This is a genomic window from Brevibacillus brevis (genome assembly GCF_001039275.2).
GTDB classification, from domain to species: Bacteria; Bacillota; Bacilli; order Brevibacillales; family Brevibacillaceae; genus Brevibacillus; species Brevibacillus brevis_C.
This window is the reverse complement of record NZ_CP030117.1, coordinates 3,643,259-3,668,978: the sequence shown is the minus strand read 5'-3', so window position 1 is coordinate 3,668,978 and position 25,720 is coordinate 3,643,259. Positions and strand designations below refer to the sequence as shown.

Here is a 25,720-nt window from a genome sequence, read left to right as displayed (position 1 = left end):
ATGACTATTCTTTTCGTTATTTTGCTGTTTCATTTCAATTGAAAGGGAGTAATCAATGGCTTGCGTGATCCAGAACATTCCCCAATCTGCAACATGGGACAACCTCGTTTCGTTATAAACATAAAAAATATAAAAACATTGACATATACGCTAGAATATGTGATTATCTTCTCTGTCACTTATAATGATAATCATTATCAAATAATACTTCACACCAAACATCACGTGACAAGGAGAAATGAACGGATGAAAAAAGGAACACGAATCGTACTGGCCTGCTTGGTTGCAGTAGTCACTGTCGTATCAGCGGGTTGCGGAAGCAGCCAAATGGCTTCGGAAGAACCCAAGAAGTCTGAGACACGCGTAGTCAAGCACTTGATGGGGGAAGTGACAATCCCGGCGGAACCAAAGCGGATTGCAGACGTATCGGGGGCAGCGGAGGAACTATTAATTTTGGGACACAAGCCGGTTGCTACGGCCAATACATACAAGACAAAAATCATGTCCCACGTAGCGGATAAGCTGACAGATGTAAAAACGGTTGGCTGGATGTGGGATGACTCTATCAATCTGGAAGCGGTGGTAGAAACAAAGCCAGACCTGATTATTATGAATAACCGCCAGCAAAAGATGTACGAGCAACTATCCAAAATTGCGCCGACAGTCGTTCTGGAGACAGACATGGACAAATGGCGTGATAAGTTTAAGGAAATCGGCCGCTTGCTTGGACAAGAAGAGGACGTGAACAAGTGGCTGGCTGGCTATGACGAGAAGACGAAAGGGATGCGCGAGCAACTCAAGCAAGCGTACGGCGACCAGACCTTTATGTTCCTGGCTGTAACGCCAAAATTGTTCCGCGTCTACGGAAACTATGGGTATGCAGATATCTTGTTCACTGATCTCGGCCTGAAGCCGGCAGAAGGAACACCTACGAATAAAACAATGGAAATGATCGAGCTGGAAGGACTTACGAATTTTCAGCCAGATCATATGTTCCTCGTCAATTTCGGCGGAAAAGCAGATGATGTTTACGCAGAACTGAAAAAGAGCCCAGTATGGAAAAGCAACAAGGCAGTTCAACAAGGCCATCTCTACGAAGTAACCAATGAAACATTCAACATCAAAGCCTTTGGCCCAATTGGAAAGGAAATCCTCTTAGAAGAGATTGGTAGCATGTTGCTGAAAAAACAATAACCATGCGATTGACACAAACGATAGGGACTATTCGAAAGGTGTTTCCCTTATAAGCGAAACCCCTTGTGCCTGTTGGTGCGAGGGGAAAAAATCCCGCGAGATCTTCAGCGACGGCAACGATCGTAACACTCTTCATCCAATCGCTTAAGTCTAGATACAGGAGACATCACGTGTATTCATGAACGTCATTAAGGTAAGATGCAAGCTTCGTTCTGCCTCACTCTTGAGGAAAAGGAAAAAGTGGCCATTCGACTTTTCACAGGATGAATGAGAATGGACTAGGCGAAGAGGTTGACGAAGAAAGAGCGATGCAAATATGTATAAAGCCCGTCTTCACAATCAAGACGGGCTAAAAGCTATTCATGTTTTATTGAATCGTAAAAGTAGCTACGATAACATTTTGATCCTCATAGGAATAGGGGGCTTGAAATTGTACGTAGCGATACCCGTCCGCATCAGCTTTAATAATGATACCTGTCGTACCGCTCCAAATCTGTTTATTTTGAGCATTATAGACTGTGTAATTCGCAAAGCTACCTTTTGCACTGATACGGAGCTCCTGCCCTTTCTTTAGATAAATCGCTTCTTTTGGACTTAACTGCCCAGGAGTAAGGGAGTAATATTTGGTGAATTGTTGTTCTTGTTTTTGCTGCTCCAAGGTTACTGTGTCTGCTTCACCTTGTACTTGAGCATTGGGAGAAGCGGAAGCATATACAGGTGCGCCAGAGAGGAGTAAAGCAAGCATCGAAATAGAGAGAAGCTGTTTTTTCATCCTAGTACACTCCTTTGTATCAATTGTGATCAAATTCTAAATGCAGGAACTAAAGGTAATTATACTCAAATTGAATGAAATGGTAAATAATTACATAAAAAGATGATTGCTCGCCTATGCAGCATTTCTCTTCGGCAAAAGGAATGCATCTCGAATGCATACTTATTAAAGCTAATTAGCAAGCGAACTGGCAATTTTCTCGACTTACCTCCATATAGTGACCAAACAATAGAATGTGCTTTGTCTCAGGTATGATTACACATTTGCTTCTCGTTATGAACGTAGTCTTCGATCGAAGTGAAAACGATGTCTGGTTCTCAGGGTTTCTCAACAACCGAGGGAACTTTCTACAATTTGTAAAATATTGATCTATCAACCATTGGAATTCATGCCTATGAGAATACGATAGTGGCAGGCAATGAAAGAGGCGCTAAGCTTCAATACGCTTAGCGCCACGAGGAGCGGTTATTTCAGTACATTCAAAGCACGACGTAGTTTCTTTGCAAACTCTAAGGGTGGCTCAACAGATTCAAGATGCAAATACATGAGACGTGGCTTGTCGAAGAGCCAGTGATTGTGCAGGGCAGTAACGATAAACCCTTGTTTACGAACAGCGTCAATAAACTCTTGGACTTCGGATTGAAGGAGTGTAAATTCACCCGTATTCAAGGTATTTCCTTCTTTATCGAGGGATTCAATGGTAATTTCGTGCTCAGTTTCATATGGCTTGCCCAAGATTGTTGCATGGAGATTACGCTTAATCGTGATAGAACAAGTATCATTTGACATGCCTGTCCCACCCAGAATTTTGGCTATACGATCGCATAAACTTTTCGGTATCTTCAAGTGTGATCCTCCTTTTCTTGTTTTCATGCATTTTATGTAGAAGAGAATAAGAAGTTCTGGACAGAGGTAAAAAAGGGTGCATGTACAAGTGAAAAAGATAACGATACCAAACATACTGGTAAGAAGCAGGGCTAGCTCTATGAAAAACGAACGGAATGTAAAGGTTTTATGGGGGGGGGAATAAATGAATTTTCAGTTGATGACAATTCCAGATGCAAAGCAAGTTACAACTTGGAAATATCCGCAGGAATATTCCTTTTATGATATTGATCATAGTCCAGAAGCACTTCAAGAACTATTAGACGGACCTATTATGCAGTTCGAGATAATCATGGTCAGCTTACGGGCTTCTTCTGTTTCGGGCTTGATGCACAAGTCCCAGAAGGTCGCAAGCAAAATCTTTACAAGGCCGAAAATGTGTTGGATATCGGGCTGTTGCTAGCTTTAATCGTAGAGCAATCAAAGTATATTCAAGAGCGAGATGTAAAGAAACGGCCTCATTCGTAAACAATGGGACTCCCTTTATCGTGATGACGATGGAAATGGAGAATCTTGGATAGGCAGAGTACATGGTTGTACAAAAAATGCCCCTAGCAAGGGGCACGAAAGATTCTAACCATTACAATAGCAAAAACAACAGCAACGAACTTTTTCATAATAAACACCTCATAATTAGTTTCGCTAATATGTGAAGATTAAATAATATTCTGAAAGTATGTAGTTTAAACAAAACAAATAAAGCGATCCAGCAGGCTAGCTGATCGGGAAAGGGTTGCGTCCCTCCACATTGACTACGCTGGAAGAACGGTATGAAAAGCCTTGAAAACAAGGTGCGGCATTTCAATGATTTCGCTATCAGTCTGGAGGATAGCAAGCATAGGATAGACCTAGAATGCAAGCTGGTAGGAATATTATGAACAGTATTGCAAGGGATAGAGGCGTATCTGAACACGCTTACATGAGTACGAGTTGGTAGGTTCCTTACATGAAGACGTGAAAGGCGTTAAGCCGCTCGGGGAAAGAACCGGGCGGCTCTTTTGTTGAAATCGTCGTAGGACAGAGTGTCCAAATCCAACCTCTCCACCATACTGCACTCCTTCTACTAAAGGGTAACGCGGGAGGAGTGGACAAAAAGATGGGCTCAAAGCTTACTGATGTCAAAGAGGGAGAAAGAGGGCAGCTTAGCCGCCCATAACATTGGACAGAAATTAGCACTCATCACAACTGCAAGCAACAATTGTTAATAAAACGAAAAGAACTAAAACTAAAGCAAAATTGTCGTCAAAGAATCCCATCGATATCACCCCTTCAAGTGTATGAGGAATAACCTCAAACTCAAGCTATGCAAACTGAGGAGCTATGTAAGGGCGATATCACAGTAAGTGGAAAATTTGGGCATGCAACAAACTGTCACTTGTCATGTCCAACAGTTCAAGAATGTTATTTCAGCAGGGGGATACACGACGAAAAAAGCTATGCCTTAGCCTCATTCAGGTCATGGCATTTAGGATTGCCTTTTTGAAGCGTAGCTGCCTCTACCAAGGGCATAAGCATCTGCCATGATAAATAATGCATGAGTCTCCGCAAGGCTCAACTGAATAATTTGAACCTAACATTTTCATGAGCTTCTTCAGCATGATCATTCACCTCCCTGATAGACATTTCCATGTATCACCATCTTATCGTGAGTAAGTGATTATAAGAACATGAATTTTATTTCATATATTGTGTCCGGTGTCATAGTTTCAAGCTGGTATTCGGAGATTTACGCTGCATCAAAATCGAAAAGAACATGATCGCTCCATATGTATTTTTCCATGATGCGTGAGCCTGACATAGATAAGAGCTACTACCGTAGAGACGAGATAACTGAAAGAGAAAAGGATCGTGTCCCAGGTCGAAATGGTTACTGGAATATCACTTGAAAGAAGCGATTTACAGGCCCAATGAATAAAGAACCAAAAAGCAAAGGCGAAACCAATCAACATTTTCAAAAGACTTTTCATACTTTCTTCTCCCTGCAAAAAACGTTTGTTTATTGAGACGAAGAACACAGACAAAACGATTCCATAGAGAATGAAAATGAAACTAGTTCTTTTACAAATGGCAATTGAACTCTTCAATCCATATATGGTTTTGTCACAAATTAGTTGCTCGTGATTTAACAAATGAAAAAAAGAAAAACATCATACCGATAGTTACAGTCGGTGCATGATGTTTGAATTAAATAACGCTGCAAATTTACAAGTTCATCTCAGTCTTTAAAAATGATTGGGATTAAACGCTATAAATCGGCCATCCGCAATACCCGTCAGCTTCACATGGTACACGTTGTTCTTTTGCGCTGCTAACACCAGGTAATGAAAGCGATAGAAATAATGCAGTAGCAATACCAAACAGAGCAAATTTTTTCATAAATCTTCCCCCTAGTAAGTTTGACTTCCCAAAAAAGTTTACCGCGGTGAGCTGCTCATGTAGCGGAACGTATCCAACCATTGTGTACAGTGTTCCGGTATAAAAAACGAACGAAATTAGGATGATAGGTAGACGGAAAAAGACCATCCCTCTGCGGCGCACATAGCTGTTGGGACGGTCTTTTTAAGTACTATCTAATATTACGCGGGACACATGCAATGTTTTCCTGCTGGTATACACTCCCGTGGGCATGGGCGGATTGAGTTAGCACCAATTTTTTGAAGTAATTTCTTTAACATTGTTATTCACCTCCTGAAATGGAAAAATAAAACTTTCGCTTTAATAGTAACACACGCGCGCTCTAATTAACATACAAAATACCAAAAATTCAGAAAATACGTCGATGTCGTAGTTATTAAACTACGAATTGTGATAACAGAGAGGGGAAATTGTTGCATGCTGACTGATATCTGCGACAATGTAAAAATTATCGTTCGATGATCGCTAACTTGAATCAGCAGCTAATCATGACCGAGCGTTTAAGAAGAGTGATATAGGGTATTTGAAACTCATCACAAACTGACGTATAATCGGTATTATTGATTAATCACTAAAAGGGAGGCGATCTTGCAATGACGTCAGTCAATCGAAAAACGGAAATCATTTCTGCTGCCATTGAAGTCTTTGCTGAAATCGGATATTTCCGGGCAACAACAGCGCAAGTGGCAGAGCGTGCAAAGATTTCTCAGCCGTATATTTTCAAGTTTTTTGCTTCGAAGGAAGCTTTGTTACAGGCAGCCTTGGAGGCGTCGTGGGAGCGGATCATAGACTCTTTCCGTCTCGTTGTGGAGTCCGCATCTAAAGAGCAATTGGAAACAGATTTAATCAAGGCATATGAAAAGATTTTGGCTTCCCATCAAAATGAGATACTTCTTCAAATGCAGTCCCAGACGATTCAAGAGCCTTCGATTCGAGAGGCAATGCGCGAAGGGTTTCGGGAGGCTCGTCAGATCGTCCTAACAGCTTTTCGTGAAGCGGGCATCGCGAGCCCAGAAGAGAGAACGCTTATTTTCCTGGCAAGAGGAATGCTGTGTAATATTTCAGCAGCTTTAGGCATGCCGGAATTGATGGAGGTGTAGCGGAGAAAAAGTTTCGACAATTAGTTATTGACTAATCACTAACTAACGAGTTATAGTTCAAATTAGTTAGTGATTGATCAATCACAAATAAAACGAGTGGAGATGATCCCAATGAAAAAAGCGATTGTAGTCGGGGCGACAGGCGGAACGGGAGCGGCAATTTTGGCGGAGCTTATCAATCGAGGGGTTGAAACGATTGCTTTTGGGCGTTCTCTACAAAAGCTAGAGCAAATGGCGTCAGAGCTGGGGAATCCAGAACATTTGTCACTGGCCGTCGGGGATGCATTCCGGTCTCAAGACATCGTAGTAGCATCGGAGGGAGCGGATGTACTATTCCATTGTGCAAACGTCCCTTATCACGAGATGGTAAATAAGCTGATCCCACTTGGCGAAGCGATCATGGAAGCCGCCAATAAGAGAGGTTTGAAGGTTGTTGCGGTAGACGGCATTTATCCATACGGGAGAAAGCAGATGGAACCAGTGACGGAGGAGCATCCAAAGCAACCGCATACGAAGAAAGGAAAAATCAGGCTGGCATTTGAACAGATGCTGTTTAGCAGTCGCTGGGATCATGCACGAACGATGATTGTCAGATTACCGGATTATTACGGACCTACTGCTAATCAGGCATCGTATTTGGGTTCCACACTCGAGGCAATTGCGGTTGGAAAACCGGGGCTTTTCATTGGGAATATGCATGTTCCTCGCGAGTTTGTTTACTTGCCGGATGCGGCGAAGATGATTGTAGAGTTGGCCAGTCGAGAGTTTGCCTATGGACAAAACTGGCACATTCCAGGTGGAGGCATCATTTCCGGTCGAGACATCGTCCGAATCGCCCAAAAAGCAAGTGGCACCGTGAAACCTGTCATTCCTCTTGGGAAAATTGGTTTGTCTTTGCTGGGGATGTTCGTCCCGGTGATGAAGGAGGTTGTCGAGATGCTATACTTAACCGAAAAACCATTGATCCTTAGCGGAGAAAAATATGAACGGCTTATTGGACCGATCCCAGTAACCAATTTCGAGGAGGGTATTACGGCAACGATCAAAGATTTACAGAATCGTACTTCCATGAAATAAATGATAGCTGGTAGTTATTGATTAATCACTAACAAATGATCTGAAAAAATCTTTAAATATTCCTTTACAGGAATATTCTCTTCGGTGTATATTTTACCTAACAAGATGATCACAATAACGCTGAAGGGGATGAGAGGAACGTAGAATCCATTATGTAACGAGGTGAGTGACATGTCAGGGATGAATCCGGGCATGGACATGGCGACGCTGAGTGCTTTGGCTGAACCGAATCGTATTAAAATCGTCGAACTTTTGCGCGACGGTCCTCTAACTGTGGGGGAAATCGCAGACCAACTGGGGCTTCGCCAGCCCCAAGCCTCGAAGCATTTGAAGGTGCTTAGTGATAACGGGATCGTGGATGTGAAGGCCGAGGCCAATCGCCGAATTTACAAACTCAGGCCCGAGCCCTTCCGAGCGCTGGATTCTTGGGTGAAGTCATTCCAGCGTGTCATGGAAGAAAGATTCGATAATCTGGAAGACTATTTGCGGGAATTGCAGAATAAGGAAAATACTTGAGAGCCATTCAAATGAATGAGGAGGAATTACTATGTCAAGAAACACAATGGTTTCAAGGGTAGAGAACGAGCGGGTGTTGGTACTGGAGCGTGTATTTGACGCGCCCAGAGAGCTCGTGTTCAAGATGTTTAAAGAGCCTGAGCATCTCAAGCGTTGGTGGGGACCGAAAGGCTGGGAACTCCCGGTTTGTAATGTCGATTTCCGTCCAGGCGGTGTTTGGCACTACTGCATGAAATGTGTAGATAAGAATCAAGGTGATTTTTACGGCATGGAATCTTGGGGCAAAGGCGTTTATAAGGAAATGGTTGAGCCAGAGAAAATCATTTATACCGATTACTTTTCAGATGCAGAAGGCAACACCAATGATACTATGCCTTCGACAGAGGTTATGATGGAGTTCATCGATCTAGGTGGCAAGACGAAGCTGGTCAGCCGTTCTGAATATGTATCTGCGGAAGCCCTCAAAACTGTCATGGACATGGGCATGCTAGAGGGCATCACCCAAACGTGGGATCGTTTGGAAGAGAGTCTGTACGAGATCAAGTGAGGGACATATCGAAAAGGCCGCCTGGGATGGAGACCCGGCGGCTTTTTCATTTTCGTTGCAGATTTACTTCACCATCAGCGAGATAAAATCATTTAACTTATCCAGCGAAATCATATTTTGATTGCATGTCACACTGTCTTGGCAAATGTAGTTTCCTTTTTTCAAATACGTTCCATCTCCAGAACCTTTGGCTTCGAGGACGAACATGCCGAGTTCCTCAAAGCGATTACAGAGCGCACAAACGCCTTTTTTATTTACGTTTGTAAACTGTCCGTGAATGCCGATCAGTTTTCCTTCGTGGTAAGCGACAATATACTTCTTTTCCGTCGCAGTGTCTAGCCAGCTCACATAAGAGATTTCTGAAAAATCGATCTCAGCTAAATTCGAGACTTTAAGCTTCTTTACTTTAGGAAAGAGCTTCTTAATGGAAGTCTCTGTGAGAGCAGGGAATGGAATCACAAACGGTGAAAGCTGCTGCAAAAACTGCTTTCCTTCTGCCTTTTCTTTAATCGAATCAATCGGATGCAAAATTTCTTTTTGTTCTTCTGTCATGTTCGGGAACAACTGAAAGATTTCTTCATGGGCAATTTCTTTGCGAGCCCGAATCACGTTGACATCTGTACTGGTCGCATAGGCGTTCATGATTGCTTGAACACGCGATTTAATGAAGTGATACTGATGCGTATGGATAAAAGGTTCCATGTTGCGGTTCCTCCTGTTTCTGTCTTGTAAGGTGGGTTCCTCTTTACTTTAGTGTGTTTGCAAGAAAGGAGAAAGGGAAAGGACATTTCCCAAAAAAACTCGCCATAAAAAAGCACTGACAACCTGAATGGAAAGGTCGTCAGTGCTTAATAAACGTCTATTTGGTATACACGATTTTTTTAATCGTCTCTGTAGACAAAAAGTATTCCTCCGCTAACTGAGAAATAGCCGTCCCAGCCCGAAAACTGCTTTTAATAGCCGTATTCCGCTCATCCAGGAGTTTTCTCCCGCCTGTGCGCGTCCCCCATTTTTGATGGGTTACTTTTGTCTTTGGAATATAAATGGTTTCTCCTTGCACGTACTTTTGAATTTCTGCAAGTAACGATTCAGGAAGGATTAAATTTGCTTTCACACATTTCATTTCTGCTCGCTCCTTATTTATAGATAGGCAAATAAGGGGCAAAGCCAAGAAATAGGAAATGAGATACGCAAATGAAGGCGATGATTCGATTAAACGTAAGACCACCTCATGCAAAGTATCGCCTCACTATTTCTAGGCTTTGCATGAGCCGCTGCGGTATGTGGCAAATTGAGAGCATTCGCCATTGGTACACCCCCCTCGAGGTCCATTTAAAAAACGGTGTCCCTTTTCCCTTTTCGGAAAGGGAGTATTTGTAATTATATAAGAAAATGACGTTTTTGTATAACGATACTTACAAAAATGTAAGCGGATATGGAATGCTCATTTACAACCTTTTGAAAGTCCAATATAGTAAAGGTATCTAATGTGAAAAGAGGTTTTGATTGTATATGATGAAACTGATAATCGCTAAGTAAAATTCGAATGAATTTTATATGGGAAAAGGTTACATGAAGGGCGTGCCCTTGGTTTATTTTTTATACCTTTTTTCAAGAGCGATTAGAAGGCATTATATCTCATCAAAACAAATTTCACGTTTGTGCATGATATCTATTCTGTTTGGGATAGGTATCTTCATTACAACGATAAATTTGACCATGAGAAGAGAATTCTTCTTGTGGTCTTTTTTATTGGAAAGAAGGGATTGCTGAAAAGAAATGAATGATAACAGACAGCACAAACAACAGAATGGGAGGTTTTTACATGAGTGAATATCGATTGATTAGCGACTACAAGCATATCAAAACATATAAGGAAAGCTTTCATGACCTCGCCAAACAGATCTTTCAGCTCGATTTTAGAGAATGGGATAACAAGGGCTTCTGGAATGACAGCTATGTCTGCTATTCCTATTTGGATGGGGATCAGGTTATTGCTAACGCTTCTGCCAGTAAGATGATCGTGACATCCAATGGGAAGGACTATCAGGCACTTCAGATCGGAACGGTCATGACGCATCCAGCTTACCGCAACCAAGGGTTGGCAGCGAAATTGATGAACCATATTCTTGAAACATGTGAGCAGGAATACGATTTTATTTATTTGTATGCCAATGATACCGTACTCGATTTTTATCCGAAGTTCGGATTTGAGAGAGTACAGGAAAGTAGTTTTCGCTTAATGGCATCTGATTTAAAAGAGAAAGTAGGACAAAAATCAGTCTTGCGCAAGCTAGATGTTGATAACGAGGCTGATTTTATCGTCATGAAGGAGTTTGCTGCTAAACGTATCCCCGTTTCATCGAGACTGGCCGTCAAGGATAGCGAGCATCTGTTGATGTTTTACTTTCTTCTTGTTTTTCGGGATGCGATCTATTACGTCGAGGAGGAGGATGTGATTGTCTTATTGGAACGAAAAGACGACCAACTGCATGTATTTGATCTTGTAAGTAAAAAGCCAGTTGATTTAGAAGCGGTCATTTCCCATTTGGTAACGGCTGAGACAACGATCATTCATTTTCACTTTATGCCGGATAGTGAGAATGAGAAAATCCAATCTGCTTTAATGACAACGACGGATGATGTCTTATTTGTTCGTCCCTCGTTAAAAATGGAGACAGAACATTTTCGTTTTCCACTTACTTCACACGCATAAAAGGTTTGAAATGACACATCAGGTGAAACAGTAAAATAGAAGGGATGAGCAGACGTCCAGTATGGAAGGATGTGAGGGGAAAAGCATGTGCGGCCGTTTTACTCTCGTAACGAACTTGGAGAAATGGAAGGAACGATTCCAAATCGAAGTCATTCCATTTGATGCAAAGCCACGGTACAATATTGCACCAGGTCAGTTCATTCCAGCGATTATTGCTGATCGTGGCGAACGACGTATGGGTCAGTTGAGATGGGGGTTAGTGCCGTCCTGGGCTGCCGATGAGAAGAGCAGCTACAAAATGATCAATGCGCGTTGCGAGACATTAAATGAAAAGCCCGCATTCAAACAGCTTTTTGCCCGAAAACGATGCATCCTTCCTGCTGACAGCTTTTATGAGTGGATGAACGCCATCACAGGGAAGCAACCGATGCGGATCATGATGAAAACCGGGGAACCATTTGCTTTTGCTGGCCTGTATGATACGTGGATGAATCAAGAGGGAGAAAAAGTACATACCTGCACGATCGTTACAACAAAGGCAAATGAGCTCATCGAGAATATACATGAGCGGATGCCTGTCATCTTAAAAAAAGAGGACGAGGACTTATGGCTTGATCGAGAGAAGTATGATCGGTTGCAGCTCCAGTCGCTGTTTACCCCCTATGATTCCAGCGAGATGATGGTGTATCCGGTATCCACCAAAGTGGGCAGCCCGAAAAATGATGATCCTTCCTGCATTCAAGAAGTAGAGATCGACTCATTGTTTGAAGATGAATCCTTTCGTAGGACCTGAACTCTTTGTCGTAATTCCTGTTCGGTTAACGACTCTAATTGCAACAAAGCCTCGTATGGATCATCACCCGGAATATGAAAGTATCGAGCAAATGCAGGCTCTGTTTTGATGCCGTTTTGCTTCAGAGCTCTGATATGTTGGTACGCATGCACGCCTCCTATGTCTAGCAATCGTGCTTCGATGTCCATATGACGATAGGCATTTTGCTTTTCGACAGCTACCGGTTGAGCAAACAATTCAAACCAAAAGTCAGCTGTGAAAAACGAGATTACGCACGTAGGAGTAGTTTTTACATCTAGGTGTGTCACTTCAAATCCGGGAAAGCATCCAAACGCTGTACGAACAGCTTGCTCAAACTGTTCCAGATCGTGACTCTCGCAAATAATATCCAAATCGCTTTGCACAACGTCAATATCTAATGGGATGGTTCCGGCAAGCACAGGACGGAATTCGGATAGTACCTCCATGATGTGGGTCTGTTGTATCGCGTCCCACGCCGCTTTTTGGCGCATCGTCCCTCTACCCAAGTAAGAAAGATCATGCCAATTTCTCATGAGACTACCTCCTACTTTCTTTTAAAATAGTTTAGACAAAAGTGAATAAGTACGCAACGAAATTGGTCATCACTCGTATACCTAGATGAAGGGAGTGTAGTAGATGGAAATATTTTTGTGGGTAGTGGTTGTGTTATTGTTCTTGCTAAGCATCGCAGGAATTTTTTTACCCGTTTTACCTGATACGATATTACTGTGGGCGGGCTTCTTGCTCTATCACTTTTTCATTGCAGATCCGGGAGCGGGATTGCCGGCCTCCTTTTGGTGGGGAATGGTCGTTCTAAGTATTCTGCTTTACGGTGCTGACTTACTGACGAACATGTACTTCGTGAAAAGGTACGGAGGGTCCAAATGGTCGTCCATTGCTGCGGCGGTCGGAATTATTCTTGGGATTTTCGTTTTCCCACCGTTTGGTATGCTGATTTTGCCGTTCGTATTCGTCGTTCTTGTAGAGTTAATGGTGCAGAAGCAATCGATGGAGCGAGCAGTGAAAGCGGGCGTAGGTTCATTGATCGGATTTTTGGGCAGTGCAGTCGTAAAAGTCATCTTGCAAGTTACGATGATCATCTGGTTTTTTGTCGCCAGATAACATATAGAAAACGAAAAGGACAGCCGAGGCTGTCCTTTTTTACGTGGAAACTAGTGAATGAGTCGATAAACACCGATGACTTTACCGAGAATGGTGACATGCTCCAGAATGATCGGTTCCATCGTGGCATTTTCAGGTTGGAGACGGAAGTGGTTCTTCTCTTTGAAAAATCTTTTGACGGTCGCTTCGTCTTCTTCTGTCATCGCTACGACAATGTCACCATTGTTTGCTACGTGCTGTTGGCGAACGATTACGTAATCTCCGTCGAGAATTCCGGCATCAATCATACTGTTCCCGGAGACGCGCAGCATATAAACCTTGTCAGAAGTCACGATATTGTCTGGAAGAGGGAAGTATTCTTCCACATCCTCAATGGCAGTAATCGGTTGTCCAGCGGTTACTTTTCCGATTACTGGCACACGGACGACAGAGTCTTCGAAATTGTCTTGAAAACGATCTTCATCGGATAGCAATTCGATGGCGCGAGGTTTGGTAGGATCTCGACGAATGAGGCCTTTTTTCTCTAAGCGTGCCAAATGCCCATGTACCGTTGAGCTGGAAGCTAGTCCAACAGCCTCTCCGATTTCACGTACAGATGGCGGATATCCTTTATCACGAACTTCCTTTCGTATGAACTCGATGATGGCTTGTTGTCTACTCGATAATTTTGACATAGAAAGACACCCCTGATTTCTCGAACATATTTTCCTATATTATACCATGGGAGCTTGCGTTCGACAAACATAAGTTCGATTCTTTGTTGACATGAACATATGTTCTCATTTATTATGAGGTTACAAGTGATCAGAACGTATGTTTGTGAGGAGGCCATTATTATGAATTCATCGACTGTTCGTAATCGTTTCGAGAAAAAAGAAGAACGCCGTGTTCGTTTTGGTATCACGAGAGGACAAGCTCTCTTGTTTCTTATTACATTTACTCTCTTTTTTTATTTGTTGACCGAACTAGTGTTTGCTTCTTCGCCAATAGAGGAGCCACAAGGTATAGAAGTAACCGTACAATCTGGAGATAGCCTATGGTCATTAGCTGTTCAATACAATCCAGATCCGCATATGGATGTTCGCGACTATATAATAGAGATTAAAGATGCGAACGGTTTAGAGAGCAACAGGATTTATCCAGGTCAGACTCTCATCCTTCCTGAAACTCCGTAAGTGTTCGGCTGTCTTGCGGGATCATTCGAATGTGGTATAATGAAGCGGCACTACTACAGAGTGGGAGGAACCAGCAGTGGTATCTGACGCAGAAATTAAACGCATTAACGAATTGGTCAAAAAATCTCGCGAAGAAGGTTTGACCGAAGAGGAAAAGCTCGAACAAAAAGCATTGCGCCAAAAGTACATTGACGCCGTTAAGCTTTCATTGAGAGCAAATTTGGATTCCATCCGTTATGTGGAAGACCTTGAAGAAAATAAGCCAAAACAGTAAGATAACAATTACTGATACGACAGACATCCTCGCTTGACGCTAGGGTGTCTTTTTCTGTGACATACATAACAGCTTTGATAGCCAAGGAGGGAAAGCGATGGCCTGGATAGCTGTGGCGGTTGGAGGAGCAGTTGGCTCTCTTTTGCGCTACCTATTGTCTTTACTCGCAAACCAACCGGGATGGCCGTGGGGAACCTGGATCGCCAATGTTTGTGGATCTTTGATCATCGGCATCTTGTTCGTGCTAGGGAAAGAACGTGGCATTTTATCTCCGACACTCTATCTTTTATTTGCAACGGGGGTCATGGGAGGATTTACGACGTTCTCTAGCTTCTCCTTGGAAGTGGTCTCTTTTTGGGGAGAAGGCCACTTGTTGCGTGGCACTTTGTACGCTCTTCTCAGTTTGGGAGTCGGACTACTTTCTTGTGCGGTTGGAATATGGTTGGCTAAGCAATGGTCCTAATACGTTCAATGACACGATACATGTGAGGGGGAATGATTGTGAGTACACAGCATCGTGATTATGAATTGGAACAAAAAAAGCTGGATGATACCATTTCAGCGATCGACGAAGAAATGGAGCAGCTTCGTAATGATATTCGCGAGGCAACAGATGACTATGTGAAACAGGTCGTTAACTATAATAAGGCAAAGGATTTGCGTTACCTAGAAGATCAGGGGCGAGAGAAGCCTTATTTCGGCAGAGTGGATTTCTTGAAGGATGAAATCTACGAGTTGGATCAGGTCTACATAGGAAAACGGGGAATTGTACGCAGTGATACGTTTGATTCTGTCGTCGTGGATTGGCGTGCGCCTATCGCCAGTCTCTATTATTCTGGTGAGAGCAAAGACGCGTTTTACCGGATGGGACGCGAGATCGTACGTGGTGAAGTTCGATTAAAGCGTAATTTTGCGATCGAAGACGGAAAGATCGTCGGCATCTATGATGGAGCAGTAAAAGAAACGATTAACCGTGAGATGGGGCATCCCGACGAGTTTTTGCAAGAGGGCTTCATCGATGAATTTTTGGCAGCCAATCTGAATCAGGCGAACGATAGCAGACTAAAAGACATCGTCGCAACGATTCAATCTGAGCAAAATGATATTATCAGGGCGGAAAAAGAACGGCCCATTGTTGTGCAAGGAGTAGCAGGGAGCGGAAAAACGACCATCGCGCTGCACCGACTCTCCTATTTGATTTATAACTACCAGGATTCCATGATGTCCAAAAAGTTCATGGTGTTTGCACCTAACCGGATGTTTCTTACCTATATATCCGAGGTTTTGCCTGAGTTGGGGGTCGATGACGTTCAACAGTCTACCTTTGTAGATTGGGCAGCGCGTCTTGTGAAGCCTCTGCTGCCAAAAGGATGGAAAATCGTGAGTCCTGATAAGCCCCTTCAATTGTTCTTCGAAGAGGGGCAGGATGAGCGCCAGCAAGAAATGACGCGAAACAGACTTCGCTTCAAAGGATCACTCGCTTGTCGGGAGGCGCTTGAGCAATACATTCGTCATATCGTCGACACAAGAATTCCTTTTAAGAAGCTCAGCTTTTTATACAACAAGACGAAGCAAGTCTTTTCCATTCCGGGTGATTTTATTCGTCAATGCTTCTTGGAGTTATTCGCGAATATGCCGTATCATCGCCGGGTAGAAGCGCTTCGCAAGCATTTGAAACAAGAAATGAACAAGCAATTGTTTGCTCATTTGCGAGAGCGAAAAGTCGATTTGGACAAAGAAGGCTTGTACAAATTCGAGAAAATGCTGGAGCAAATACTGGATACGTACCTGACTTCGTTTCCAAGACTGGAAATCTTTGCGGCTTATCGCGAGTTGATTGCTGACGAGGAATTGCTGCGCAAGCTCGTACCTGCTGACATTTCAGACGAAGTTGTGCGTGATGTGACGCAGTCAAGTGCTGCGCTGTTTGCAGAGGAGAGATTGGAGCCGGAAGATATCGCGCCATTGCTATACTTGCAGCATATTGTTGAAGGAATGAATAAGGCAGAGCATTTTGATCATACGGTTGTGGATGAGGCACAAGACTTGAGTGCGCTGGAAATAGCCGTCATTGCATTGGCAACCAAGCGAAACTCGTTAACGATCGTGGGAGATATTGCGCAAGGTATTCATAGCTACCGGGGGATTCATGCCTGGGAAGAGTTGACGAAGGGCATTTTTGCACAGTTGTTTCCTTCCTATTACACGTTGTCGCAAAGCTATCGTTCGACAATTGAGATCATGCGTTGTGCCAATGATATATTGCGGCAGATTGAATTGCCCGAGACGGTATTGGCAAAACCGGTTTTGCGACATGGCGAAAAACCAATCATGGTCAAGGCTCGTTCACGAGCGCAACTGTGGGAGGACATCTCTTCGCGTGTGGCTGCCTACCAGTCGGAAGGCTTCAAAACGATAGCGATCGTAGCGAAAACCATTCAAGCGAGTAAAAAAGCACATAAAGGACTGCAAGACAAGATAGCTGATCTGACCCTGTTGGGTAGCAAAGATAACCAATTTCCGGGTGGCGTAACCGTCATGCCTGCTTTTCTAACGAAAGGCTTGCAGTTCGATGTGGTCATTTTACTGGATGTGGACGCCTATCAAAGTAACGAATGGGACGCAAAACTGTTGTATGTCGCAATGACACGTCCGGTCCATCGCCTTGTTATGACGCAGGTGGATAACGTTTCTTCGCCGTTGCTGAAAGATTTATCGACAGAGCTGTACACCATGGCTACTGACGAATAAGAAACCAGGTATCAAAGAAAACCCTCTGCCTGTAAAAAAGCAGAGGGTTTATCTGTATCATGCTTAGTGGTCACCTGTGTTACCTTTGGAAGGGTTGGTAATAACAAAACCTTCTTGTGGCAAGAAGAGGTAATCAATGATGACGCCATCGAGCAATGGCTCATCCTTTTTCACGATCACATCGATCTCTTTATCTGTCGAGATCACAACATCTTCTTCTGTTGGCTTGTCCAGAGCGAGTCCGTAGTGTGCATGATCACCGTGAGCGTGAGTAATATAAAGGCGCAGTTTCAACTCTTTGTCTTCTTCTGCCTCGATGATTGGAGTCAATTGCTTGGCAGCGTTACGAGTGATTTTTAGTTTCACAGGTCAAATCCCCTAACTGTATGTAAGTTACCCCTCCATCTTAGCAAGAGGGAAATCAGGATGCAATGTTGAAAGTGTTACGATATGTCTAGAGAATGACAACAGGGTGGAAGGAGAGTCATCTATGAAAATCGATTTGCGCAGTGATACCGTTACGAAACCAACCGAGGAGATGCTTCGAGCAATGGCAGAAGCGGAGGTTGGTGATGATGTTTATAGAGAGGACCCAACTGTCAATCGTTTGGAAGCGATCGCGGCTGAAATACTCGGAAAGGAAGCTGCCCTGTTCGTAACAAGTGGTACGCAAGGCAATCAGGTCGCTGTTTTGACGCATTGTGTCAACGGAGATGAGGTCATTGCTGAAGCGGATTCGCACATTTTTTACTATGAAGGCGGTGCTATGTCGGCATTGGCTGGTGTGCAAACACGGACGCTGGTTGGAGAACGTGGTGCTTTGCGTGCAGAAGAAGTGGAGAGGGCGATTCGGGGCAATAATATCCATTTTCCTCGCACAAAATTGATCTGTCTTGAAAATACACATAATCGCGCTGGCGGGGCGGTAATCTCTGTCGCGCAAATGAAGAGTGTCTATGAAATCGCCAAAAAACACGGTATTCCCGTTCATTTGGACGGTGCTCGTCTCTTCAATGCGGCTGTGGCCCAAGGGGTTGCAGTCAGTGAGCTAAGCGCTTTTGCCGATACCGTTCAGATTTGCATGTCCAAAGGGCTGAGTGCTCCAGTTGGTTCCATTTTGGCTGGAGATCGTGCATTTATCGAAGAAGCGAGATGGTGGAGAAAAAAATTAGGAGGCGGGCTGCGTCAAGCAGGATATTTGGCAGCACCAGGCATCATCGCTCTGACGCAGATGACCGAACGATTGGCAGAAGACCATGAACGGGCACAGCAATTGGCAAAAGGCTTGCGCCAGCTATCGCTTCAGGTCGAGCAAGTCGAGACGAATATCGTGCTAGTGAATACAGACTCGATTGGACAAACAGCTGTCGCCTTCTTGGAACGTTTGGAGGAAAAAGGAGTGCTCGCTGTTGATTTTGACGAGGATGTCGTTCGCTTTACGACGCATCGACACATTAGCGAGCAACAGATCGAGACCGTTGTTGCAGCAGTAGAGGCATTATTGGAAACAGTGTAATCGTTTCAACCGATTGTAGCCAGTCGAAGGGGAGACTGGCTTTTTTCTTTGTTTCAATAACGAATTCAAAATAATTAGACAATTTGTACAAAATAAGAGTCTATACGCGATCTGTTTTTCGCCATACCGTCTGATTTGTTTCGTCCGCACTTGCGTTATCATGGTAGTGTGATAAAGCACTAGCGTTTACTGGTGTGTGGAATCGAATGGAATCAAGGGGGATGGTCTCGATGAGAAAGAGGATGAGCTTGATTTTGGGCTGCTTCTTGCTGCTTCAAGTTTTAGCGGGATGTAGTTCAAGTGAAACGGCGGTAACGAACAAACCGAATGATCAGGCATCTCAACCAACGCAGCCAACGGGAAAAGAGATGGTGTTGAATTGGAACGCAGACGGTGGAGAGCCTCCGACAGCAGATCCCGGACTTGCTTCCGATGGCACTTCCTTTGATGTCATTACTGCCTGTTTTGAAGGGTTGACTCGCTATGGACCGGATGGGAAAATTGCCAACGCCATTGCCGACAGTTATACAGTATCCGAGGATTTGACGACGTACACGTTCAAATTGAAAACGAATGCGCTATGGAGTAACGGAGATTCGGTAACCGCCCATGATTTTGAGTTCGCCTGGAAACGAAATCTCGATCCAAAGACAGCATCCGAATATGCCTACATGCTTTATTTCATTAAAGGCGCTGAGGAATTCAACACAGGGAAAGGTTCGCAGGAAGGTGTAGGGGTCAAAGCGCTTGACGATTTTACATTGGAGGTCAAGCTCAATTCACCAGCACCGTTTTTTTACGAGCTAACGGCTTTTCCGACATTGTTTCCTTTACATAAAAAGACCCTGGAGGCACATCCGGACTGGGCAGCGTCTCCAGACAACTACGTGGGCAACGGCCCATTCAAAATGGAGCTATGGGAGCATAAAAACAAAATAGTTCTTGTGAAAAACGAGAAGTATCATGACAAAGATGCTGTGAAGCTCAACAAAATCGTTTGGAGCATGATTACCGATACCAACACCGCTCAAGCGTTGTTTGATTCTGGTGATTTGGATTGGGGAGGGCATCCAAGCTACGTGTTGCCCGTCGATGTGATCCCAGCATTGCAGGATGAAGGAAAAATCGTAATGGCGCCGTATCCGAATACAGTTGCCGTCACCTTTAATACAACCATGCCCCCCTTTACGAATAAAAAGATTCGGCAAGCCTTCTCGTATTCGATTCAACGGCAGCCTCTCGTAGACGGAATCGTACAGACAGGGGTACCTGCGGCGTTTGCATGGGTTCCGCCCTCTATGCAACTCAGCGGAAATGACTATTTTCAAGAGGATGTAGACAAGGCCAAACAGTTATTGGCTGAAGGGTTGAAGGAACTGGGGCTTTCAACGATGCCGGAAGTGACATACACGTATGGTTCAGGTGACGATCGTCAGAAAAAGCTGGCTGAAGCTCTTCAGGATCAATGGAAAAGAAGTCTGGGTGTAGATGTAAAAATCAGTGGCTTGGAGGAAAAAGTTTTTTTACAAAACAAGCGCGCCAAAAACTATCAGTTTGCCTACCGCAATTGGGGTGCTGATTTTAACGACCCCATCAATTTCCTGGAAATTTTCAAGGACAAAACAGTGGGGACGAACGACGCTGCTTGGGAAAACGACAGGTACCGAGAGCTAATCGTTCAGAGTTACTTGGAAAAAGACCTGACAAAGCGTAATGCGATCATGCGTGAGGCAGAGACCATTTTAATGGAGGAAATGCCGATTGCTCCTGTGTACTATGGCGCTAGACCTTATATAAAAAATGACAAAGTCAAAGGATTTTTGATCAACCCGTTTGGTGGTAGAGATTTTAAATATACAACCATCGAACAATAAGTAAAGTCGTATAAAAGTCTTGCCGTGACCGGAAAATGGGAGAGCGGCAAGGCTTTTTTTGGTTCCCTTCGGTTGACTAACTTGCGTGTAATTCAGACCCGCCAATGAAATACTATAGCTATCCAACACAGGGGAAAAGAGGGATGGATATATGATCTCGGCCAAAGAGCGAGAACGCATTCTCAATCAAATGAAACGGGATGAGAGTAAGATTGTCAACATCGTCCTAAACGACGCCAATCAGGTTGCGGGTGAAATTGAAAAAGCCAACCACCAAGGCATTTTCCTGGTGGATGGCCGGTATTACGGGTACGAGGACATCAAAGAAATCAATGGCTCGTAATGGTTACAGACGGGGAGGTGGGAAGAAGTAGCGCAAGGCGTCAGGAAGCTCTTTTTGCCACAAACCCCAGACGTGATTCCCTGGTTTTTCTCGATACGACAAGGTTGCTTGTTTGTCCTCAAGAATCTGTTTTGCCTCGCGATTCCATTGCACGAAATCGAAGGTGCCCGCACTTGTTTCCACTGCAGTCTCATCGAGGCCAACGACCATCCAGATTCGCAGCCAGGATAGGCTGGACTGCTTCAAAAGCGGATCGAGTGTCGTTTGGAAAAACGCCCCTGACAGCGCGAGTACTTGTGGAAAGAGGTCGGGGTGTTCCAATGCGAGATGCAAAGAAACGGTTCCGCCCAAAGAATCTCCTGCCAGTATTCGTGAAGCAGGATCACGGCGCACAGGATAACGCTCCTCTATGTAAGGAATCAGCTCTTCGGTGAAAAAACGCTGATAGGCTGCATTTCTCGACCCCGCTGGAGAATACTCGCTCGTGCGTTTGTTGCGATCGACTGAGACACCGACGACGATGTAGGGTTCGATACCTTCTTCCAGAATCAATTGATTGGAGATGGTCGCGATTCGCCCCATCGTAAAGAAGTCGTTCCCATCCTGGCAATACACAACAGGGTAAGAAAGAAGCTCATTGTACCCCGGCGGTAGGTATACTTTGACCGAGCGGGGAGTGTCCACGTGGATGCTGGGCACTTCTTCTTTTATTATGGTTCGCTTTACATAGTCAGACATCGATTCACACTCCCTGTTTGCTCAAATGAAAAACTAAGCCTTGAAAAAAACTGATACAGCTTATATAGTAAATGATAACAGAGAGGAAATAAACCCTGTAATATCAATACTGTAACACATTAAACAGGTATTTTGACTGCAATATAACAGGGTGTTGCAAACGGCGCTGTAAGCCCTTTCTTGCACCATGCAACTTTCTTCTGGTTTTTATCAGGGTCACTTCCGCCACGTATGGCAATCGTCGCTCATCGAGCAGATGCTCAGATTGAGGCGACAAAGGGCAACGCGGGAAAAGGAAGCCCCTTATTCTAGTGACGAGGTGAATGTGATGAGCGTATCCACTGCTGTTGAACAAACAGAGAACAACGCCCCGCTGCAAATTCTTGCCCCGGATGGTACGGTTGTTCGTCCTGACTTGATGCCTAAGCTCTCCGATGATGAATTGCGTGAACTGATGCGTAAAATGGTATTTACCCGTGTATGGGACCAACGCGCAATCAGCTTGAACCGCCAAGGTCGTCTTGGTTTCTATGCACCAGTAGCTGGTCAAGAAGCAAGCATGATCGGTTCCGAGGCTGCACTTTCCAAAGAGGACTTTGTCCTGCCTAGCTACCGTGATATTCCACAAATGGTATGGCATGGATACCCTATGCACAAAGCATTCCTGTACTCCCGCGGACACATCGAGGGTGGCAAGATTCCTGAAGGTGTAAACGTATTGATGCCACAAATCATCATCGCAGCTCAATGTACACAAGCAACAGGTGTTGCAATGGGTTACAAGCTGCGCGGTGAAAAGAAAGTGGCGATCAACTACTTTGGTGACGGTGCGACCTCCCAAGGTGACTTCTACGAGGGTATGAACTTTGCAGGGGTATACAAGCTGCCTGTTATCTTCTTCTCTCAAAACAACGGTTATGCGATCTCCCTGCCGTTCGAAAAGCAAACGGCTTCTGAAAATATCGCAGTCAAAGCAGTTGCGGCTGGTATTGCTAGCGAGCGCGTGGACGGTATGGATATTCTCGCCGTTTACTATGCGGTTCAACAAGCAAAAGAGCGCGGCGTGAATGGCGAAGGTGCGACTCTGATCGAAGCAATGACGTACCGTTATGGTCCTCATACCATGGCTGGTGATGACCCAACTCGTTACCGTACAGGTGAAGAGCAAAGCGAGTGGGAGCTGCGCGATCCATTGATCCGCTTCCGCAAGTTCCTCGAAGCAAAAGGTCTCTGGAGCGAAAAAGACGAAGAAGCTGTCATCGAAGAAGCGAAAGCAGCAGTTGCGGACGCAATCAAAAAAGCGGACGAAACACCTAAGATGAAAGTTAGCGAACTGATCGATGTAATGTTTGAGACACTGCCGCCTGCACTCGAAGAGCAAAAGGCAGAATTCCTGGCGAAGGAGTCGAAATAAGCCATGGCACAAATGACAATGGTTCAAGCCATTACGGATGCAATGCGCGTAGAGTTGAAGCGCGATGAAACCGTTCTTGTCTTCGGTGAAGACGTAGGTAACAACGGCGGGGTGTTCCGTGCAACAGAAGGTCTGCAAGCTGAGTTCGGCGAGCAACGCGTTTTCGATACACCGCTCGCTGAGTCCGGAATCGGCGGTTTGGCTGTTGGTCTTTCCGTAAACGGCTTCCGTCCAGTAGCAGAAATTCAGTTCTTTGGTTTCGTATTTGAAACGTTCGATGCAATTGCATCTCAAGCTACTCGTATGCGTTACCGTTCCGGCGGTCGCTTCACGAGCCCAGTTACATTCCGCTCCCCATTTGGTGGCGGTGTGAAAACGCCTGAGCTGCATGCTGACTCTTTGGAAGGCTTGATGATGCAAACTCCGGGTCTGAAAGTGGTTATCCCTTCCAACCCGTATGATGCAAAAGGATTGTTGATCTCCGCGATTCGCGACAACGATCCAGTTGTATTCCTCGAGCACATGAAGCTGTACCGTTCCTTCCGTCAAGAAGTTCCAGAAGGCGAGTACACAATTCCACTCGGTAAAGCAAACGTAGTAAAAGAAGGTAGCGATGTTACCATCATCACCTATGGTGCGATGGTGCATACCAGCTTGAAAGCAGCAGAAGAAATCGAGAAAGCGCGTGGAGCAAAAGTAGAAGTAATCGACCTGCGCACCATCAGCCCACTCGATATCGATACCATCGTGGATTCTGTGAAGAAAACAAATCGTGCGATTGTGGTTCAAGAAGCACAAAAAACGTCTGGTGTTGCGGCAGAAATCATCACGCAAATCAACGAGCGTGCGATCCTGCACCTCGAAGCACCAGTGCTGCGTATTACAGCACCAGATACCGTTTACCCGTTTGCACAAGCAGAAGATGTATGGCTGCCTGACGTAAAACGCGTAGTGGATGGTCTGACTCAAGTCCTCGATTTTTAATTGAGAAACGGACATAATGGCGGAAAAGTTGAAAGCTTTCCGCCTTCTTTTGGGAAATATAGGCTTACTACTATGGCGAAGTGTTATAAGGAGGAGATACTGTGAGTCGTTTTACATTCAGACTCCCGGAGCTCGGCGAGGGTATCCATGAAGGCGAAATCGTCAAATGGCACGTACAGCCCGGAGATTCCGTAGAAGAAGACCAAGTCATCATGGAAGTACAAAATGACAAGGCGGTTGTAGAAGTACCATCGCCTGTTAAAGGGAAAGTTATCGATCTGAAAGTAACGGAGGGTACGGTTTCTGTAGTCGGCGATCCACTGATCGAGTTTGACGTAGAAGGCGAAATTCCGAACCTGCCAGACCATGGTCATGGCGATTCCCACGCTGCTGAAGCGGCACCAGCGCCTCAAGCTGCAGACAAAATGGAGCCAGGCTGCGACATTGGTTCCCAAGTGAGTGCAAATGCGAACCAAACTTTGGAAACGCCAATGGCACAAGCAACGGCAACAGCAGTAGCGGCACCAATTGACCGTAAGCATGTGTTGGCTACCCCTTCGGTTCGTAAATACGCTCGCGAAAAAGGCGTTCAATTGGCTAATGTACCTGGTACAGGCAAATTGGGTCGCATTACACGCGAAGACGTAGATCGCTTCGTATCTGGCGGAGCAGCAGCACCAACCGCAGTGGCAGCTCCAGTAGCAACTGAGGCTCCTGCAGCAGCAGCTACAGGTGTAGCACAAGCAGCAGCGGCTCCAACTGTTCACCACGCACCTACAGCAGGCGAGCTGGAAGAGCGCGTTCCGCTGAAAGGTATGCGTAAAGCAATCGCGAAAGCAATGGTGAAATCTGCATACACAGCACCACACGTAACAATCTTCGACGAAGTGGATGTTACAGCACTTGTTGCGATGCGTAAAGATGCGAAGCCACTTGCTGAAGAGCGTGGTGTGAAGCTGACTTACCTGCCTATGATCGTGAAAGCAGTTGTAGCTGGTCTGAAGAAATTCCCAGAACTCAACGCTTCTATCGACGATGAAAAACAAGAAATCATCTTCAAAAAGTACTACAACATCGGTATCGCTACCTCGACAGAAGACGGTTTGCTTGTTCCAGTTGTGAAATCCGCTGACAGCAAATCCATCTTCCAAATCGCAGGTGAAATCGGCGAGCTGGCGAAGAAAGCACGTGACCGCAAAGCGACTGCTGACGAGTTGAAAGGTTCTACTTTCAGCATCACAAACATCGGTTCTGCGGGCGGTATGTTCTTCACGCCTATCATTAACTATCCAGAAGTAGCTATTCTGGGTGTTGGCCGCATTAGCGAAAAGCCGATTGTGAAAAATGGAGAAATCGCGGTAGGTCAAATGTTGCACCTGTCCTTGAGCTTTGACCACCGCTTGGTTGATGGCGAACCTGCACAGCGTTTCGTCAACTACGTGAAGCAGCTCCTCGAAAACCCAACGCTGCTCGTCATGGAGGGATAAGAGACA

At 44.9% G+C, this 25,720-nt stretch carries 29 protein-coding genes; 19 read left to right on the top strand and 10 right to left on the bottom strand.

The genetic code is table 11. The features are described 5' to 3' along the window. Positions 1-246 precede the first annotated feature (246 nt). Positions 247-1,194: an ABC transporter substrate-binding protein gene (locus AB432_RS17370; protein ID WP_048033349.1), complete on the top strand. Its 948-nt coding sequence runs from the start codon at positions 247-249 to the stop codon at positions 1,192-1,194. Positions 1,195-1,561: 367 nt separating this feature from the next. Here AB432_RS17370 and AB432_RS17365 read toward each other — a convergent pair whose 3' ends face one another. Further along, positions 1,562-1,966 (bottom strand): hypothetical protein, encoded by a 405-nt coding sequence (locus AB432_RS17365; RefSeq protein WP_048033348.1) that lies wholly within the window; start codon positions 1,964-1,966, stop codon positions 1,562-1,564. A 465-nt stretch (positions 1,967-2,431) separates the two neighbouring features. Then, entirely contained in the window at positions 2,432-2,812 is a 381-nt protein-coding gene (locus AB432_RS17360) for a DUF1259 domain-containing protein (RefSeq protein ID WP_053079598.1), read from the bottom strand. A gap of 184 nt (positions 2,813-2,996) precedes the next feature. Here AB432_RS17360 and AB432_RS17355 point away from each other — a divergent pair, with 184 nt between their 5' ends. Continuing rightward, a complete protein-coding gene (locus AB432_RS17355; RefSeq protein WP_048033346.1) occupies positions 2,997-3,254 on the top strand; it encodes a hypothetical protein in 258 nt (85 codons plus the stop codon). 766 nt (positions 3,255-4,020) lie between these two features. On the opposite strand, the gene AB432_RS17350 is transcribed toward AB432_RS17355, so the two are convergent. Next, entirely contained in the window at positions 4,021-4,107 is an 87-nt protein-coding gene (locus AB432_RS17350; RefSeq protein ID WP_016743434.1) for a YjcZ family sporulation protein, read from the bottom strand. 982 nt (positions 4,108-5,089) lie between these two features. Beyond that, positions 5,090-5,227, bottom strand: a complete 138-nt coding sequence (locus AB432_RS30530) for a hypothetical protein (RefSeq protein WP_157966789.1) — start codon at positions 5,225-5,227, stop codon at positions 5,090-5,092. Between the two features lie 632 nt (positions 5,228-5,859). Between AB432_RS30530 and AB432_RS17340 the strand changes: the two genes are divergently transcribed. The 4 genes from AB432_RS17340 to AB432_RS17325 all read left to right on the top strand — a co-directional run bounded on the left by AB432_RS17340 (position 5,860) and on the right by AB432_RS17325 (position 8,506). Continuing rightward, the gene (locus AB432_RS17340) at positions 5,860-6,366 is read left to right on the top strand and encodes a TetR/AcrR family transcriptional regulator (protein WP_048033345.1); all 507 of its coding nucleotides are present in this window, start codon (positions 5,860-5,862) and stop codon (positions 6,364-6,366) included. A 111-nt stretch (positions 6,367-6,477) separates the two neighbouring features. Beyond that, positions 6,478-7,443, top strand: a complete 966-nt coding sequence (locus AB432_RS17335; RefSeq protein WP_201265889.1) for an SDR family NAD(P)-dependent oxidoreductase — start codon at positions 6,478-6,480, stop codon at positions 7,441-7,443. A 171-nt stretch (positions 7,444-7,614) separates the two neighbouring features. Next, complete coding sequence (locus AB432_RS17330; RefSeq protein ID WP_048033344.1) at positions 7,615-7,959, top strand: ArsR/SmtB family transcription factor; 345 nt, start codon at positions 7,615-7,617, stop codon at positions 7,957-7,959. A gap of 31 nt (positions 7,960-7,990) precedes the next feature. Then, complete coding sequence (locus AB432_RS17325) at positions 7,991-8,506, top strand: SRPBCC domain-containing protein (protein WP_048033343.1); 516 nt, start codon at positions 7,991-7,993, stop codon at positions 8,504-8,506. Positions 8,507-8,569: 63 nt separating this feature from the next. Here the strand turns inward: AB432_RS17325 and AB432_RS17320 are convergent, their stop codons facing one another. Further along, the gene (locus AB432_RS17320) at positions 8,570-9,208 is read right to left on the bottom strand and encodes a FusB/FusC family EF-G-binding protein (protein WP_048033342.1); all 639 of its coding nucleotides are present in this window, start codon (positions 9,206-9,208) and stop codon (positions 8,570-8,572) included. 157 nt (positions 9,209-9,365) lie between these two features. Further along, a complete protein-coding gene (locus tag AB432_RS17315) occupies positions 9,366-9,629 on the bottom strand; it encodes a CD3324 family protein (RefSeq protein WP_007718970.1) in 264 nt (87 codons plus the stop codon). A gap of 702 nt (positions 9,630-10,331) precedes the next feature. On the opposite strand from AB432_RS17315, the gene AB432_RS17310 reads away from it, so the two are divergent. Together AB432_RS17310 and AB432_RS17305 are read left to right on the top strand one after the other, a co-directional pair. After that, positions 10,332-11,222, top strand: coding sequence for a GNAT family N-acetyltransferase (locus AB432_RS17310; protein ID WP_048033341.1), 891 nt, complete (start codon positions 10,332-10,334; stop codon positions 11,220-11,222). 85 nt (positions 11,223-11,307) lie between these two features. Further along, positions 11,308-12,015 carry an SOS response-associated peptidase gene (locus tag AB432_RS17305; protein ID WP_048033340.1) on the top strand — a complete coding sequence of 236 codons (708 nt, stop codon included), beginning with the start codon at positions 11,308-11,310 and terminating at the stop codon, positions 12,013-12,015. Here the strand turns inward: AB432_RS17305 and AB432_RS17300 are convergent. Beyond that, entirely contained in the window at positions 11,961-12,569 is a 609-nt protein-coding gene (locus tag AB432_RS17300) for a DUF4269 domain-containing protein (protein ID WP_048033339.1), read from the bottom strand. The two genes, AB432_RS17305 and AB432_RS17300, sit on opposite strands and share 55 nt — an antisense overlap. A gap of 103 nt (positions 12,570-12,672) precedes the next feature. Here AB432_RS17300 and AB432_RS17295 point away from each other — a divergent pair, with 103 nt between their 5' ends. Beyond that, positions 12,673-13,158 carry a DUF456 domain-containing protein gene (locus tag AB432_RS17295; RefSeq protein ID WP_007718943.1) on the top strand — a complete coding sequence of 162 codons (486 nt, stop codon included), beginning with the start codon at positions 12,673-12,675 and terminating at the stop codon, positions 13,156-13,158. 50 nt (positions 13,159-13,208) lie between these two features. On the opposite strand, the gene lexA is transcribed toward AB432_RS17295, so the two are convergent. Continuing rightward, positions 13,209-13,832: a transcriptional repressor LexA gene (lexA, locus tag AB432_RS17290; RefSeq protein ID WP_007718939.1), complete on the bottom strand. Its 624-nt coding sequence runs from the start codon at positions 13,830-13,832 to the stop codon at positions 13,209-13,211. Between the two features lie 162 nt (positions 13,833-13,994). Here lexA and yneA point away from each other — a divergent pair, with 162 nt between their 5' ends. The 4 genes from yneA (at position 13,995) to AB432_RS17270 (ending at position 17,358) form a co-directional block, all read left to right on the top strand. After that, entirely contained in the window at positions 13,995-14,333 is a 339-nt protein-coding gene (gene yneA / locus AB432_RS17285; RefSeq protein WP_048033338.1) for a cell division suppressor protein YneA, read from the top strand. A gap of 76 nt (positions 14,334-14,409) precedes the next feature. Continuing rightward, a complete protein-coding gene (locus tag AB432_RS17280) occupies positions 14,410-14,607 on the top strand; it encodes a DUF896 domain-containing protein (protein WP_007718933.1) in 198 nt (65 codons plus the stop codon). 97 nt (positions 14,608-14,704) lie between these two features. Then, positions 14,705-15,070: a fluoride efflux transporter CrcB gene (gene crcB / locus AB432_RS17275; RefSeq protein WP_048033337.1), complete on the top strand. Its 366-nt coding sequence runs from the start codon at positions 14,705-14,707 to the stop codon at positions 15,068-15,070. A gap of 38 nt (positions 15,071-15,108) precedes the next feature. Continuing rightward, positions 15,109-17,358 (top strand): HelD family protein, encoded by a 2,250-nt coding sequence (locus AB432_RS17270; RefSeq protein ID WP_048033336.1) that lies wholly within the window; start codon positions 15,109-15,111, stop codon positions 17,356-17,358. 63 nt (positions 17,359-17,421) lie between these two features. Here the strand turns inward: AB432_RS17270 and AB432_RS17265 are convergent, their stop codons facing one another. Then, positions 17,422-17,724 carry a HesB/IscA family protein gene (locus tag AB432_RS17265; protein WP_048033335.1) on the bottom strand — a complete coding sequence of 101 codons (303 nt, stop codon included), beginning with the start codon at positions 17,722-17,724 and terminating at the stop codon, positions 17,422-17,424. Between the two features lie 124 nt (positions 17,725-17,848). Between AB432_RS17265 and ltaE the strand changes: the two genes are divergently transcribed. The 3 genes from ltaE to AB432_RS17250 all read left to right on the top strand — a co-directional run bounded on the left by ltaE (position 17,849) and on the right by AB432_RS17250 (position 21,091). After that, complete coding sequence (ltaE, locus tag AB432_RS17260; protein WP_048033334.1) at positions 17,849-18,874, top strand: low-specificity L-threonine aldolase; 1,026 nt, start codon at positions 17,849-17,851, stop codon at positions 18,872-18,874. 230 nt (positions 18,875-19,104) lie between these two features. Then, on the top strand, positions 19,105-20,748 hold the full coding sequence (locus tag AB432_RS17255; RefSeq protein WP_048033333.1) for a peptide ABC transporter substrate-binding protein: 1,644 nt from the start codon (positions 19,105-19,107) through the stop codon (positions 20,746-20,748). 151 nt (positions 20,749-20,899) lie between these two features. Next, complete coding sequence (locus AB432_RS17250) at positions 20,900-21,091, top strand: hypothetical protein (protein ID WP_007718905.1); 192 nt, start codon at positions 20,900-20,902, stop codon at positions 21,089-21,091. A gap of 3 nt (positions 21,092-21,094) precedes the next feature. Here AB432_RS17250 and AB432_RS17245 read toward each other — a convergent pair whose 3' ends face one another. Beyond that, positions 21,095-21,829, bottom strand: a complete 735-nt coding sequence (locus AB432_RS17245) for an alpha/beta hydrolase (RefSeq protein ID WP_048033332.1) — start codon at positions 21,827-21,829, stop codon at positions 21,095-21,097. A gap of 328 nt (positions 21,830-22,157) precedes the next feature. Here AB432_RS17245 and pdhA point away from each other — a divergent pair, with 328 nt between their 5' ends. From pdhA to AB432_RS17230, 3 genes are all read left to right on the top strand, one after another. Beyond that, positions 22,158-23,243 (top strand): pyruvate dehydrogenase (acetyl-transferring) E1 component subunit alpha, encoded by a 1,086-nt coding sequence (pdhA, locus tag AB432_RS17240; RefSeq protein ID WP_015891588.1) that lies wholly within the window; start codon positions 22,158-22,160, stop codon positions 23,241-23,243. A 3-nt stretch (positions 23,244-23,246) separates the two neighbouring features. Then, positions 23,247-24,227, top strand: coding sequence for an alpha-ketoacid dehydrogenase subunit beta (locus tag AB432_RS17235; RefSeq protein WP_047067643.1), 981 nt, complete (start codon positions 23,247-23,249; stop codon positions 24,225-24,227). A gap of 101 nt (positions 24,228-24,328) precedes the next feature. After that, entirely contained in the window at positions 24,329-25,714 is a 1,386-nt protein-coding gene (locus AB432_RS17230; RefSeq protein WP_048033331.1) for a dihydrolipoamide acetyltransferase family protein, read from the top strand. Positions 25,715-25,720 lie beyond the last annotated feature (6 nt).